The organism is Nonomuraea sp. C10, assembly GCF_008017515.1.
GTDB classification, from domain to species: Bacteria; Actinomycetota; Actinomycetes; order Streptosporangiales; family Streptosporangiaceae; genus Nonomuraea; species Nonomuraea ferruginea.
Map to the genome: position 1 here is coordinate 5,872,989 of NZ_VPFF01000001.1, position 14,372 is coordinate 5,887,360.

At 72.7% G+C, this 14,372-nt stretch carries 12 protein-coding genes; 5 read left to right on the forward strand and 7 right to left on the reverse strand.

Annotated elements, in window-relative coordinates:
• Window positions 1-57: 57 nt before the first annotated feature.
• A complete protein-coding gene (locus FR742_RS26910; RefSeq protein WP_148033520.1) occupies window positions 58-1,971 on the forward strand; it encodes a hypothetical protein in 1,914 nt (637 codons plus the stop codon).
• On the opposite strand, the gene FR742_RS26915 is transcribed toward FR742_RS26910, so the two are convergent.
• Entirely contained in the window at window positions 1,955-2,389 is a 435-nt protein-coding gene (locus FR742_RS26915; protein ID WP_148033521.1) for a hypothetical protein, read from the reverse strand. The genes FR742_RS26910 and FR742_RS26915 overlap by 17 nt on opposite strands.
• Before the next feature lie 94 nt (window positions 2,390-2,483).
• Here FR742_RS26915 and FR742_RS26920 point away from each other — a divergent pair, with 94 nt between their 5' ends.
• Genes FR742_RS26920 through FR742_RS26930 form a run of 3 tightly spaced genes read left to right on the forward strand, consistent with a single transcriptional unit; the run spans window position 2,484 to window position 4,792 of the window.
• Window positions 2,484-3,161 (forward strand): response regulator transcription factor, encoded by a 678-nt coding sequence (locus FR742_RS26920; protein WP_148033522.1) that lies wholly within the window; start codon window positions 2,484-2,486, stop codon window positions 3,159-3,161.
• Window positions 3,158-4,396, forward strand: a complete 1,239-nt coding sequence (locus tag FR742_RS26925) for a HAMP domain-containing sensor histidine kinase (protein WP_148033523.1) — start codon at window positions 3,158-3,160, stop codon at window positions 4,394-4,396. Before FR742_RS26920 ends, FR742_RS26925 begins: the two co-directional genes overlap by 4 nt.
• A 36-nt stretch (window positions 4,397-4,432) precedes the next feature.
• Entirely contained in the window at window positions 4,433-4,792 is a 360-nt protein-coding gene (locus tag FR742_RS26930; RefSeq protein WP_148033524.1) for a PepSY domain-containing protein, read from the forward strand.
• Window positions 4,793-4,795: 3 nt separating this feature from the next.
• On the opposite strand, the gene FR742_RS26935 is transcribed toward FR742_RS26930, so the two are convergent.
• The 5 genes from FR742_RS26935 to FR742_RS26960 all read right to left on the reverse strand — a co-directional run bounded on the left by FR742_RS26935 (window position 4,796) and on the right by FR742_RS26960 (window position 12,869).
• Window positions 4,796-5,446 (reverse strand): HNH endonuclease family protein, encoded by a 651-nt coding sequence (locus tag FR742_RS26935; RefSeq protein WP_261808760.1) that lies wholly within the window; start codon window positions 5,444-5,446, stop codon window positions 4,796-4,798.
• Between the two features lie 88 nt (window positions 5,447-5,534).
• Window positions 5,535-9,017 (reverse strand): 2Fe-2S iron-sulfur cluster-binding protein, encoded by a 3,483-nt coding sequence (locus tag FR742_RS26945; protein ID WP_261808761.1) that lies wholly within the window; start codon window positions 9,015-9,017, stop codon window positions 5,535-5,537.
• Window positions 9,014-9,262: a sarcosine oxidase subunit delta gene (locus FR742_RS26950; RefSeq protein ID WP_148033525.1), complete on the reverse strand. Its 249-nt coding sequence runs from the start codon at window positions 9,260-9,262 to the stop codon at window positions 9,014-9,016. The genes FR742_RS26945 and FR742_RS26950 overlap by 4 nt, the downstream gene beginning before the upstream one ends.
• The gene (locus FR742_RS26955; RefSeq protein WP_148033526.1) at window positions 9,262-10,464 is read right to left on the reverse strand and encodes a sarcosine oxidase subunit beta family protein; all 1,203 of its coding nucleotides are present in this window, start codon (window positions 10,462-10,464) and stop codon (window positions 9,262-9,264) included. Before FR742_RS26955 ends, FR742_RS26950 begins: the two co-directional genes overlap by 1 nt.
• Window positions 10,461-12,869, reverse strand: a complete 2,409-nt coding sequence (locus FR742_RS26960; protein WP_148033527.1) for an FAD-dependent oxidoreductase — start codon at window positions 12,867-12,869, stop codon at window positions 10,461-10,463. Before FR742_RS26960 ends, FR742_RS26955 begins: the two co-directional genes overlap by 4 nt.
• Before the next feature lie 130 nt (window positions 12,870-12,999).
• On the opposite strand from FR742_RS26960, the gene FR742_RS26965 reads away from it, so the two are divergent.
• On the forward strand, window positions 13,000-13,605 hold the full coding sequence (locus FR742_RS26965) for a TetR/AcrR family transcriptional regulator (RefSeq protein ID WP_148033528.1): 606 nt from the start codon (window positions 13,000-13,002) through the stop codon (window positions 13,603-13,605).
• Window positions 13,606-13,613: 8 nt separating this feature from the next.
• On the opposite strand, the gene FR742_RS26970 is transcribed toward FR742_RS26965, so the two are convergent.
• Complete coding sequence (locus tag FR742_RS26970) at window positions 13,614-14,372, reverse strand: SDR family NAD(P)-dependent oxidoreductase (protein ID WP_148033529.1); 759 nt, start codon at window positions 14,370-14,372, stop codon at window positions 13,614-13,616.

Genomic DNA, 14,372 nt, shown 5'->3' on the forward strand with positions numbered 1-14,372 from the left:
GCCCGCCCGTCGGGAGAAGTGTCCGCGTTGTAACCCCACCGACTCCAGGGGGCGATCATGATCAGCGGGCTTTACCAGGGGCAGGACGGTGACTCGACGCTGGTGCTCCGCGTCGACGTCGACGGGCCCCGGCCGACGGGCCGGGTGAGCGGCGACCTGTTCGCCGCCTCGGGCGCGACCGTCACCTACGACGGGTCCTTCGTGGTGCACGCCCCCGTCGTCACGGCGGAGGGTGACGAGACGCGGGCCGAGGGGCGGGGGGAGTTCACCTTCGCCACACCGGACCGTGACGTGCGCGTCACGATCATCGGCGACGGCGGCACCGCGCGCGTCGCCGGGCGCGACTACCCCGTCCGGTTCACCTCGCGCCACTTCCGTGAGGTCGTGCTGGAGCAGGATTCGGTGGCCGGAGCCGTGCCGTTCGTCTCGTACCACACCGGCAGGCTGCGGGGGCCCGACGGGTCGCCTGCGCGCGAGCTGAACGTGGTGGAGGCCTGGGCGGAGGCGGGCGTCGGGATGACCGTGACCGAGCCGGGCGTGATCCCGGTCGACGGCTCCGGCGCCGACCTGGCGTGGGACGACGCCGAACTGCACCACGCGATGACCCAGCAGTTCGGTCAGTTCGGCGACGCTCCGGCCTGGCGGGTGTGGCTGCTGGTGGCCAGCCGGCACGTGGGCGGCTACCGGGGCATCATGTTCGACTACGACGACGCCCACCAGCGGCAGGGCGCCGCCGTGTTCCACGACGCGATCAAGGGCGACTCGCCGGAGGCGCAGCGGGCCCAGTTACGGACATACGTGCACGAGCTCGGGCACGCCTTCAACCTGCTGCACTCCTGGCAGAAGAACCTCGCCACGCCGCCCCAGCCGCTCGGCCCGCACGGCGGCTTCGGCGACCTTTCCTGGATGAACTACGTGCAGAACTACCGGCCGGGCGGCGAGGAGGGCTACTGGGCGGCGTTCCCGTTCCAGTTCACCGACGCGGAGCTGGTGCACGTGCGCCACGGCTTCTTCCGCGACGTCGCCATGGGCGCCAACGCGTTCGGCGCCGGGGCCGCCGAGGTGGCCCCGTTCGAGCAGCCGATCGAGGACCACTCGGGGCTGGCGCTGGAGCTGCGGGCCAAGGACCCGTTCGGGTTCGGCGAGCCGGTGGTGGTCGAGCTCAAGCTCTCCTGTACGGGCGAGCCGCGCGTCACCCACGGCCACCTCCACCCCGACACCGAGTTCACCCAGGTCACGATCACCCAGCCGAGCGGCAGGACCGTGCTCTACCGGCCGATGATGCGCCACTGCGTCGACCGCTCGCCCGAGATCAGGCTCGACGCCGGCAACCCGGCCATGTACCGCAGCGCCTACATCGGCCACGGCCGCGACGGCCACTACTTCCAGCAGCCCGGCGAGTACCGGGTGCGCGCCCAGTACATCGCCGCCGACGGCTCGCACGTGGTCTCCCCGCCCTGCCTGGTACGGGTGCGCTACCCGGCCACCGACGACGACCACCGGGTGGCCGAGCTGATGCTGGGCGAGGACCAGGGCAAGCTGTTCTCGCTGCTCGGCTCCGACTCGCCGGCGCTGCGCCCGGGCAACGAGGCGCTGGAGGAGATGATCGACCGGTTCGGGCAGCACCCGCTGTCCGTCTACGCCCGGATGGTGAAAGGGCTCAACGCCGAGCGTGAGTTCAAGACCATCACCGCCGGCAAGCGGCTGCGGATCCGGCCGCCCGACCCGAAGCAGGGCATCGAGCAGCTCGCCAGGGTCGCCGGGGCGGGCACGATCGACAACATCACGCTCAACATGGTGATGCGCCGCTGGGCCAGGGCGGAGGCGCGGCAGGGCGACCTGCCCAAGGCCAGGGCGGTGCTCGACAAGATGGTCGCGACCTTCCAGGCCAAGGGGGTCAACCCCATCATCATGGGCCAGATCAGGAAGCAGGCCGAGCTGACCTCGCAGGCGCTCAGTCTGGAAGCTTGACCGGTCGGCCGCCCGCGCAGCCCACCTTGACCTCGACCTCCTCGGCGTCGTCGTCCGGCTCGAACTCCACCTTGGCCTCGGTGTCGGGGCCGGGCTCGACGCCGTCGACCGAGTAGCCCTGGGCGGGGCTCCACGAGCGCAGCGTCACCTTGCCGCCCGCGCAGGAGGCGATGACGGTGCCGCCCGCGGTGCGGATCACCTCGTTCTCCAGGGGCGCCTGGGTGGGGGTCCGCGCGGGGCTCTGGGACGGGCGCTGGATGGTGGCGGTCACCCTGGTCAGGGCGGCACGGGCCTCCTCCTGCGTCATCACCTGGCCGGACGTGCCGGTCAGCGCGCCGCCGAGCAGGCCGAGCACCGCCACGGCCGCGCCGGTCGCGGCGACCGCGGCGGCGGCCCAGGCCAGGACGAGTCGCTTCACCCTCGTCACCTTTCCCCTCGTACGGCTAAGCGCGGGTTAAGACAGCCCTAAGACGGCGGCTCGTACCTCTGTTTACCGTCTACCGTTTCACCATATGGCTGACATCCTGCTGATTGAGGACGACGTGACGATCCGCACGGCGCTGAGCCGCGGGCTGCGGGATCTCGGCCACGCCGTCGCCTCCTCCCCCACCGCGCTCGACGGCCTGCGGCTGGCCGTACAGGACCGGCCCGACCTGATCGTGCTCGATCTGGGGCTGCCCGACCTCGACGGCGCCGAGCTGCTGCGGATGCTGCGGGCGGTCAGCAAGGTGCCGGTCATCGTGGCGACCGCCCGCGACGGCGACGCCGAGATGGTGCCTGTGCTGGACGCGGGCGCGGACGACTACGTGGTCAAGCCGTACAGCGCGACGCAGCTCGACGCCCGGATCAGAGCGGTGCTGCGGCGGGCCGGCGACCCGGCGCCGACGCCGCTCCAGGTCGGCGCGCTGCGCGTGGACCCGCGCGCCCGGCTGGCCGAGCTGGACGGCACGGCGCTGGACCTGACGCCGCGCGAGTTCGACGTGCTGCACTACCTGGCGGCGCGCGCGGGCGAGGTCGTCACCAAGCGGGAGCTGCTGACCGAGGTGTGGCAGCTCCCGTACGGCGGCGCCGACAAGACCGTGGACGTGCACCTGTCGTGGCTGCGCAGGAAACTCGGCGAGACCGCCTCCGAGCCCCGTTACCTGCACACGGTGCGCGGTGTCGGGGTGAAGCTGGTCGAGCCGTCGTGAGGCGCTGGCTGGCGCTGCTGGTGGCGGCCACCACGTCGCTGGTGCTGATCGCGCTGCTGGTGCCGATGGCGCTGCTGATCCGTTCGGTGGCGGAGAACGGCGCGATGAGCCGCGCCACCGCCGCCGCCGAGTCGGTGGCCGTCTCGGTCGGCACGGCGGACCTGCCGCTGGCGGTCGAGCGCGTGGAGTGGCCCGTGACGGTGTTCCTGCCCGGCGGGCGCGTGATCGGCGAGGAGGCCCGGCGCACCGACGCGGTGGAGCTGGCGGCGACCGGCCGCAGCGTCACCGCCGAGTGCGACGACGGCAGGGAGGTGCTGGTCGCGGTGCAGTCGCCGGAGGGCACCGTGGTCATCAGGTCGTTCGTGAGCGACGCCGAGCTGATGCGCGGCGTCCGCGAGGCGTGGACGGCCCTGCTCGTGCTGGGGCTGGCGCTGGTCGTGCTGGGCATCGCGCTGGCCGACCGGCTGGCCAGGGCCATGACCGGGCCGATCGACGGGCTGGCTCGGGTGTCGCACCGGCTGGCCGGCGGCGACCTGGACGCGCGGGCGGAGCCGGGAGGGCCGACGGAGGTGCGGGCGGTCGCGCTGGCGCTGAACCACCTGGCCGGCCGCATCGGCGACCTGCTGGCGGCCGAGCGCGAGTCGGTGGCCGACCTGTCGCACCGCCTGCGTACGCCTCTGACGGGCCTCAGGCTGGACGTGGAGTCGCTGCGCGACCCCGAGGAGGCGGCGCGCGTGGGCGCCCGCGTGGACGCGCTGGAGCGCGCCGTCAGCGCGGTCATCACCGACGCCCGCCGCCGCTCGGCCGGGCGCGAGTCCTGCGACGCCACCGCCGTGGTGCGGGAGCGGGTGCGCTTCTGGTCGGTGCTCGCCGAGGACCAGGGGCGCGAGGTGGACGTCGCCCTGCCCGGCGGCGAGCTGCCCGTCGCGGCCGGCGCCGAGTCGCTGGCGGCGTGCGTGGACGCGCTGCTGGGCAACGTGTTCGCGCACACCCCCGAAGGGGCGTCCTTCTCGGTACGGCTCGCGCCGCATCCGAAGGGGGCCGAGCTCGTGGTCAGCGACACGGGCCCCGGATTCGACCCCGCCCTGCTCGCCCGGGGCAACAGCGGCGGCGGCTCGACCGGCCTCGGCCTGGACATCGCCCGCCGCACCGCCGAGTCCAGCGGCGGCGGCCTGGCCGTGTCGCCCGTGCCGTCCGGCGGCGCGCGGGTTGAAGTGACGTTAGGGCGGCCTTAGCGCGGCATTACCGGCGACCGGGGTTTTCTTGAAGGCATGCAGACCACTACGAAAATCATCGTCGCCAGCGCCGCCGCCATGGCCCTCGTGGCCGGCGGCTCCGCCGCCTTCGCCGCCTCCCAGGACTCCCTCGAAGGCCCCGCATCCCAGAGCGTCGCCCAGACCGCCCCTCAGGTGACCGCCCAGCAGGCCATCGAGCTCGCCCTGAAGGAGGTGCCGGGCTCGTGGGTGTCGGAGGTCGACTTCGACGGCCGAGGCAAGAAGACGGACGTCTGGGAGGTCAAGACGATCAAGGGTGACGTCGAGCACGAGCTCGACATCGACGCCGCGTCGGGCAAGCTGCTCAAGCAGGAGACCGAGCGGGCCGACGACGATGACGACAGCGACGACGACTGATGCTCAGCACGAGTCGAGGATGCCGTCCATGGCGTCCTTCTCGGCCTTCGTCACCCAGAGCTCGTACTTGGCCTTGACGTCGATCTGACGGGCGATGTACGCGCAGCGGTAGGACCGGCGCGGCGGCAGCCATGTCGCCGCGTCGGAGTCGCTCTTCTGGCTGTTGAGCGGGCCGTCGACGGCGAGCAGGTTGAGCGGGTCGTTGGCGAACTCCTTGCGCTTGGTGTCCGACCACTGCTGGGCGCCCTTCTGCCAGGCGTCGGAGAGCGGGATCAGGTGGTCGATCTGGACCTTGCTGCTGGTGTCCTGGCCGCGCTTGAAGTTGATCGTCTCGCCGCCGTACGGGTCCTTCAGGACGCCGGTGAGGACGATGCAGTCGTGGGTGCCCTCCTTGAACGTCTCGTCGGTCAGGTCGCGCTTGAGAATGTCGTTGCGGGTGTCGCAGCCGTTGCGGTCGACGTCCGCCCAGGCGGGGCCGAACTCGTCGCGGTCGAACCCGGTCTTCGGTGCCCGCCCCTTGACGGCCAGCTTCTCCAGCTTGCCGCGCGCGTCCTTGACGTCGACGTCGGACGAGGCTTTGCCGCCGTCCTCCGCCTGCTGTCCCAGTTGTGCTTCCAGCTCCCCGCACCCGGTGAGCATCACTACGGCGGCCAAACCCGCCAAGACCGCCCGAACACGCACTGCGACTCCCAGACTCGGCTACCGATCGTCTAGGTATATCAATTTCCTCTTTGCCCGCGCTTTACCCCTCCAAGGCATCAATCAGCCACTCTCCGAGATAGTTCGCGTACGAGGAGCGAACGAAAATCCGGTACGAGTCGCCGTACCTCTGGAGGATCACCGGCGCCTTGCCGAGGACCGTCTGCGCGTGGCCGGTGAACACCCCCGGGTGCAGGTCGATCGGGCAACCGGTGATCAGGACATCCAGCGCCCCCGGGCCGCTGAGCTCGATGACCGTCCGCTGACCCGAGACGTCCACCCACCCCAGCCCCGGCTCACCCTCCCCGACCACCAACCACCACTGCGGCCCCAACCGCATGCCCCTCCCCGGATCCTCCCCCCGCACCTCCCACATCGGCACGAACGGCACCTCCCGCACGCGCACCCGCCCACCACCCACCCCCGCGAACCGCTCCCCGAACCCCGCAGCCGGACTCTCCGCCCACATCCGCAGGACCGGAAAACCCCCGCCCCCGGACGACACCGTCCCTTCAGGTCTGGTGGGGGTGACCTCGGACGACACCGCCCCTCCAGGCGAACCGGACGTGACCCCCGACGACACCACCCCTCCACGCAAGGAGGGGGCGACCTCCGACGACACCGTCCCTTGAGGTGTGGTGGGGGTGACCTCGGACGACACCCTCCCTTGAGGTGAGGCGGGGGTGACCTCCGACGACACCACCCCTCCAGACGAGCCGGGAGTGACCTCCGACGACACCACCCCTCCAGACGAGCCGGGAGTGACCTCGGACGACACCACCCCCTGAGAGGAGGCGGGGGGGATCTCGGCCGGTGGGATTGCTTGGGGCGGGGGGTTCTGGGGGGTGGGGTTGCCGTCGCGGCGGAGGTTGTCGGGGTCGTAGAAGATCGGGGAGACCACTCGCACGGGGGTTGCCGTGTCGCCCGAGATGGCCGTCAGCCGGTCGCCGGGCGAGACGTTCCTGGCGAGCGCGAGGCTGATGGCGCGGCCGAGCGGGACGCTCGGGTAGCTGGAGGTGACGTGTCCGAGCATGACCCCGTCGGCGACGAGCTGGGCGCCCTCCTCCACGAACGCCGACGGATCCTCCGTCAGCAGGCCCACCAGGCGCTTGCGGTCCGTCCGGGAGGTGTCCGGCCGCGCGTGGGAGCGCTTGCCGACGAAGTCCGGCTTGCGCCCGGACACGATCCACGACATGCCGAGGTCCTGCGGGGTGACGGTGCCGTCGGTGTCCTGGCCGACGATCGGGAACCCCTTCTCGGCCCGCAGCACGTGCATGGTCTCGGTCCCGTACGGAACGGCGCCGAGGTCCAGCACCGCCTCCCAGAGCGCCCGCCCGTGGTGCCAGGGCACGTTCACCTCGTACGCGAGCTCACCCGAGAAGCTGATCCTGAAGACCCGGCCGGGCACGCCGAGCACGGCGGCGTCGGTGTAGCGCATGAACGCCAGGCCGACCGCCTCGGGGGCGACGGCGGCGATGACCGTCCCGGCCAGAGGGCCGGCCACGGCTACGGTGGCCCAGTGGTCCGTCACCGAGGTGAACCGCACGTCCAGGGACGGCCACGCGGTCTGGTGCCACTCCTCCAGCCAGTCGAGCACGGCGGCGGCGTTGCCGGTGGTGGTGGTCATCAGGTAGTGGTGCTCGCCCAGCCGCGTGGTGGTGCCGTCGTCGAACACCATGCCGTCGGCGGTGCACATCAGCCCGTAGCGGCAGGCGCCGACGGCGAGCGTGGAGTACATGTTGGTGTAGATCCGGTCCAGGAACGCGCCCGCGTCCGCGCCCCGGATGTCGATCTTGCCCAGGGTGGAGGCGTCCATCGCGGCCACGGCGGTGCGGGCGGCCTCGCACTCGCGCCGCACGGCCTCGCGCATGGTCTCGCCGCCGAGCGGGAAGTACCAGGGCCGCTTCCACTGGCCGACGTCCTCGAACACCGCTCCCCTGGCGACGTGCGCGCCGTGCATGGCGGTGGTCCTGGCGGGGTCGGACAGCGGTCCCCGGTCGCGGCCGGCCAGGGTGGCGAACGACACGGGCGTGTACGGGGGACGGAACGTGGTGACGCCGACCTGGCCGGGGGCGGCGCCGAGCAGCTCGGACAGCACGCCGACGACCAGGGCGCCGGAGGCCTTGCCCTGGTCGGCGCCGGTGCTCGCGGTGGTGAACCGTTTGACGTGCTCGACCGAGCGCATCCCGGCCCCGGTGGCCCTGGCCACGTCGGCGACGGTGACGTCCCGCTGGAGGTCCACGAACGCCGTGGGGTCGGGATCCAGCTCACCCCAGTACGCGGCGGGCGGCCGGAGCGCCGGCTCATCCGACACCGGCACCCGCAACCCGGCGACAGGGCCGTGAGCCTCGGCGCCCGCCCGGTAGCCGTCCTCGATGGCCTGCGCTGTGCCGTACAGCCCGCGGCAGGCGCCCGCGGGGCTCATGGCCTGCGCGGGCTCGCCGGGGACGAACGCGCGCAGGGTCTCGTCGAACCGCAGCCTGCCCTGCGACTGGCTGAACAGGTGCACGGCCGGGTTCCAGCCGCCCGCCACGGCCAGCAGGTCGGCCTCCACGCGCCGGTCGCCGATCAGGACGGCCGCGAGCGTCCCGTCGTCCCCGGCAACGGTGCCGGTGACGCGCCCTGCCAGGGCGCCGGAGAGACCTTCCGGGCGGGGGTCCACGACGGCGGCGATCTCCACCCCGGCCGCCGCCAGGTCGCGGGCGGCCTCGTACCCGGAGTCCGCGCACGCGTACACGACCGCGCGGGCGCCGGGACGTACCCCGTATCGGTTGGCGTACGTGCGCGCGGCGGCGGCGAGCATGACGCCGGGCAGGTCGTTGCCGGGGAACGGCAGGGACCGCTCGTGCGCGCCGGTGGCCAGCACGACGCGGCCCGCGCGGAAGTGCCACAGCCGCTCGCCGCGCGGGCGGCGCTCGACGGCGACCACGTAGCCGTGGTCGTAGAAGCCGGTCGCGGTGGTCCTGGTGAGGACCCGCACCTCGGGCAGCGCGGCCAGGCGCGACTCGGCGGCGGCCACCCAGCCGAGCGCGGGCGCGCCGTCGAGCAGGACGCGGCTGCCCAGCAGGTCGCCGCCGAGCCTCGGCTGGTCGTCGACCAGGATGACCCGCAGGCCGGACTCCCCGGCGGCGAGCGCGGCGGCCAGCCCGGCGGGGCCGCCGCCCACGACGAGCACCTCGCAGTGCAGGTAGCCCTTGTCGTGGCGGCGATCGTCCACAGCGCCGGGGTCGAGCCGGCCCTTGCCGCGCAGGCTCCACGCCTCCAGGCCCGCGTGCAGCTCGACCGTGGTGGCGGCCAGCATCGGGTCGGCGCCGACCCGTACGAGCGCGTTCGGCTCCTCCGGCCCGGAGGTGAAGATCCCGCGCGGCCGGCCCAGGTTCACGCTGTGCCCGGCCACGCGCACGCCCGAGGCCAGCAGCGCGGAGGCGAGCGTGTCGCCGGGGTGGCCGTGCAGCCGCCGTCCGTCGAAGCGAAAGGGAAGCGTGACGGAGCGGTCGATCAGACCGCCGGACGGCAGACGGCTCATGGCGCCTTCCGGATCTCGTGGGTGACGGTGTGCCGTTCGACGGTGAACCAGGTGCGGCAGCCGAGCCCGTGGAACCAGCGCTCGCGGAACCAGCCCCTGGGGTTGTCGCGCATGAACACGTACTCGGCCCACTCGGCGTCGGACAGCTCGCCGGGCGCCTCCGGGTAGGCGATCCCGGCCTGACCGCCGTAGTGGAACTCGTTCTCGTCGCGGGGCCCGCAGAACGGGCAGTCGATGAGCATCATCAGTGCGCCACCGCCGCCGCGCCGTGCTCGTCGATGAGCGCCCCGCTGGTGAACCGGTCGAGCGCGAACGGCGCGGCCAGCGGATGGGGTTCGCCCTCGGCGATCGTGTGCGCGTAGACCCAGCCGGAGCCCGGCGTGGCCTTGAAGCCGCCGGTCCCCCAGCCCGCGTTGACGTACAGGCCGTCGACCGGGGTGCGGCCGATGATCGGGGAGGCGTCCGGCGACACGTCCACGATGCCCGCCCAGGTGCGCAGCACCCGGGCCCTGGCGAAGATCGGGAACAGCTCCAGCGCCGCCGCCATCTGCGCCTCGACGACGTGGAAGGCGCCGCGCTGGCCGTAGGAGTTGTACGCGTCGATGCCCGCGCCCATCACCAGCTCCCCCTTGTGCGCCTGGCTGACGTACACGTGCACGGCGTTCGACATGACCACGCAGTCGAGCACCGGCTCCAGCAGCTCCGACACCAGCGCCTGCAGCGGGTGCGACTGCAGCGGCAGCCGGATCCCGGCCCTGGCCGCGAGCACGGAGGTGTGCCCGGCGGCGGCGAGCGCGACCTTCCCGGCGGCGATCCGGCCGCGCGTGGTCTCGACGGCCAGCACCCGGCCGCGCTCGATCGCGAAGCCGGTCACCTCGCAGCCCTGGATGAGGTCGATGCCGTACGCGTCGGCCCGGCGGGCCAGCGCCCAGGCCACGTGGTCGTGCTTGGCGATGCCGCCGCGCCGCTGGAGCGTGCCGCCCAGGACGGGGTAGCGGGCCCGGCTCGACACGTTGACGATCGGGCAGAACTTCCCGACCTCGTCGGCGTCGAGCCATTCGGCGTCCACGCCGTTGAGCCGGTTGGCGTTCACCCGCCGCCTGGCCTCGCGCACGTCGCCGAGGTTGTGCGCGAGGTTGAGCACGCCGCGCTGGCTGAACTGCAGGTCGTAGTCGAGCTCGTCGCTCAGCCCCTCCCACAGCTTCAGCGAGTGCTCGTAGATGGCGGCGCTCTCGTCCCACAGGTAGTTGGAGCGGATGATCGTGGTGTTGCGCGCCATGTTGCCGCCCGCGAGCCAGCCCTTCTCCAGGACGGCCACGTTCGTGATGCCGTGGTTGCGCGCCAGGTAGTAGGCGGTGGCCAGGCCGTGGCCGCCGCCGCCGACGATGACGACGTCGTAGGCGGGTTTCGGATCGGGGTCGCGCCAGAGGAAGTCGGGATGGGTCACCGTCGGATCTTCTCCATCTTCGGGTCGAACAACGGCTCGGCGGCGACCTCGGCGGGCACGCGCCGGCCGAAGTACGTGACGTCCACCCGGGTGCCGGGCTCGGCCAGCTCGGCGGGCAGCCAGGCGTAGGCGATCGGCGCCCGTATCGTGTGGCCGTGCGCGGCGCTGGTGACGTACCCGACGGTGCGGCCCTGGTGCCTGACCGGCTCCTTGCCCATGACGACCTCGGCGGTCAGCAGCGGCACCAGCTTGCGGGTGACGTCCGTGGACAGCGCGTCGCGGCCGACGAAGTCCTTGCCGGTCTTGACCGCGAACCCCAGCCCCGCCTCGTACGGGTCGTGCTCGGGTGTCATGTCGACCCCCCACAGCCGGTAGCCCTTCTCCAGGCGGAGGCTGTTGAACGCGGCCCGGCCGCCGGCGACCGGCAGGCCGGTCGCCCACAGCGTGTCCCACAGCTTGAGCCCGAGGTCGGCGGTGGTGTAGAGCTCCCAGCCCAGCTCGCCCACGTACGAGACGCGCATCGCGGTCACCGGCACGTGGCCGACGTAACCGGTCTTGCAGGTGAAGTAACGGAAGCCCTCGTGGGACATGTCCAGGTCGGTGAGCGGCTGCACCAGCTCCCTGGCGCGCGGCCCCCACACGCCGAGGCAGCAGGTGCCGGGCGTGATGTCGCGCACGTACACGCCGCCGGGCGCGTGTCGGGTGATCCAGTCGAGGTCCAGGTTGCCGTTGGCGCCGATCTGGAACCGGTCCTCCTCGATCCTGGCCACGGTGAGGTCGGAGCGGATGCCGCCGCCGGTGTCCAGCAGGAGCGTGTACGTGACCGAGCCGGGCTTCTTGTCCACGTCGTTGGTGGTCAGCCGCTGCAGGAACGCCGCCGCCTTCGGGCCGCCGACCTCGATCCGCTTGAGCGGGGTCATGTCGTAGAGCGCGACGCTCTCGCGGGTGACGTGCGACTCGGCCGCGGCGATCGGCGACCAGTAGCGGCCCGCCCACGCGTCCCGGCGGCCGAGGAACGCCTCGTCGCCGGGGAGGTCGTCCAGCAGCGGCCGGTTGGCCTCGAACCAGTGCGGCCGCTCCCAGCCCGCGCCCTCCAGGAAGAAGCCGCCCAGCTCGCGCTGCCGGACGTGGAACGGGCTGGTGCGCATCGGCCGCGGCGACTCCATCGGCTGCAGCGGGTGGATGACGTCGTACACCTCGATGAAGTTCCGCGCGCCGCGCTCGGCGACGAAGGCCGGGGAGAGCTGGACCGGCTCGAACCGGCTCAGCTCGCACTCGTGCAGGTCGGTCGCGGACACGCCGTCCACCAGCAGCTCGGCCACCGCCCTGGCGACCCCGGCCGAGTGCGTCACCCAGACGGCCTCGGCCAGCCAGAACCCCTCCAGGTGCGGCGCCTCGCCGATCAGCGGGAAGCCGTCGGGGGTGAACGAGAAGACGCCGTTGATGCCGTCCTCGTACGTGGTCCCGGCCAGCGTCGGCAGCAGCTCGCACGCGTCCCGCCAGGCGGGGTCGAAGTCCTCTTCGGTGAACGCCTGCACCGACGGCATCGTGGTGCCCTTGGGGCCGATCTCGTGCTGGGCGACGGGCATCGGGCGGTGGGCGTACGAGCCGACGCCGACGCGGTCGCCGTGGTGCCGGAAGTACAGGTCGCGGTCCTGGTGGCGGAGGATCGGCCCGATGCCCGGGCTGCCCGCCAGCGGGCCCGATCTGGCGTACTGGTGGGCCAGCGGCTGCAGCGGCACGGTCAGCCCGGCCAGCTCGCCGATCGACGGCCCCCAGAACCCGGCCGCGCACACCACCACGTCCGCCTCGATGACCCGGTGCTCGACGACCCCGTGCTCGTCGTCGGACTCGACCGCCACACCGGTGACCCGGCCGCCGTGCTGCTCGACGCCCACCACCGTGTGCCCGCCCAGGAACCGCGCGCCGCGCTCCGACGCCCGCCGCGCCTGCGTCTCGCAGCAGCGGACGGCGACGGCCAGCCCGTCGGACGGCACGTGGAAGCCGCCGAGCACCTTGCCCGGGTCGAGCAGCGGCCACAGCTCGGCGCAGGCGGCGGGGTCGACCAGGCGGCTCTCCACGCCCCAGGACTCGGCCCAGCCGTGCTTGCGGTGCAGGTCCTGCCAGCGTTCCTCGGTGGTCGCCACCTCCAGGCCGCCGACCTGCTCGAAACAGCCCAGCTCGGTGTACTTGCGCACGGTGTACGAGGCGAACTCGGTCATGGTCTTGGACGGGTTCGTCTGGAAGACCAGGCCCGGCGCGTGGGAGCTGGAGCCGCCGGTGGCGGGGAGCGGCCCCCGGTCGACGACCGTGACGTCGGTCCATCCGCGTGCGGTCAGCTCGTCGGCCAGGGCACAGCCCACGATGCCGGCTCCTATGATCACCAATCGAGGCCGGCTCGTCATGCACCCTCCGGTTGTTCCTTAATACGCAACACGTACCGGACTACGCAACGAACATAAAGCCCAGCGATCGGCAGGACAAGAGCGTCTCTCAGCAGAGACGGACCGTCTCGTCTCCTGCTAGGATCGGCCCGTGCAGCGCAGAACCACACCTGACACGGGCCGCCGCAGCGAGGCCTCCCGCCGCGCCATCCTCGACGCCGCCTTCGCGCTGGCCGGCGAGGTCGGCTACGCCAAGCTCAGCATCGAGGGCATCGCCGCCCGCGCGGGCGTCGGCAAGCAGACGATCTACCGCTGGTGGCCGTCCAAGGGCGCGGTGCTCTTCGACGCCGTGCTGAGCCTGACCGAGGGGCGGGAGGGCGCTGAGGGCATGGCGCTGCCCGACACCGGCGACCTGGAGGCCGACCTCAAGCTGGTGCTGCGCGCCACCGTCGACGAGTTCGCCGACCCGGCCTACGACCGGCCGCTGCGCGCGCTCTCCATCGAGATCACGAACGACCCCGCGCTGGCCGCCCTCTACGCCGAGCGCCTGGAGGGGCCGATGAACGAGCTGAAGAAGGCCCGCCTGCGCGCCGCCCAGGAGGCCGGGCAGCTGCCCGCGGATCTCGACCTGGACGTGGCGGTCGACCTGATCTGGAGCCCGCTGCTGAGCCGCTGGCTGCACCGCTCCGGCCCGCTCACCCACGCCTACGCCGACGCCGTGGTCGAGACGGCGCTGCGCGGCCTCTACGCGCGCTGACGGGCGCGTCAGGTGATGAGCACGCCGCCGTCGACCGGCAGCGCGACGCCGGTGATGTAGGAGGCCGCGTCGCTCGCCAGGAACACCGCCGCCGCCACGAGCTCGGCCGGGTCGCCCGCCCGGCCCATCGGCACCCGCTGCTCCAGGACCCGCTCCAGATAGCCGGGCGGGTACTGATCGGTCATCTCGGAGGCGAAGAACCCCGGCACCAGGCAGTTGACCCGGATGCCGCGCCGCCCGGTCCACTGCTGCGCGAGGTCTCTGGTGAGGCCCTCCACGCCCGCCTTGGACGCACTGTAGGCGGCCTGCGGGAGCCCGGCGGTGGTGCCGCCGAGCACGCTGCCGATGTTGACCACCGACGAGCCGGGCCGCATCACCCGCGCGCACGCCTGCGCCATCCAGTAGGTGCCGAGCAGGTTGACGTCGATCACCTGCCGGAACTCCTCCGGCGTCTCGCGCAGCGCGGGCACGGCGGTGCCGACCCCGGCGTTGTTGATCAGCACGTCGACCGCGCCGAACTCGGCCATCGCGGCCTCGGCCAGCGCGCCGCAGTCTTCGGCCCTGGCCACGTCGGTGGCCACGGCCAGGCACCGGCGGCCGGTCTCCTCGACCAGCCGCCGCGTCTCGCCCAGCCGGTCGGCGCGGCGAGCGCCGATCACGACGTCGGCCCCGGCCTCGGCGAACCCTCTGGCGAAGGCCACGCCGAGCCCCGAGGACGCGCCGGTGACGATGGCGACCTTGCCGTCGAGCCCGAAACGCCGCAGCAT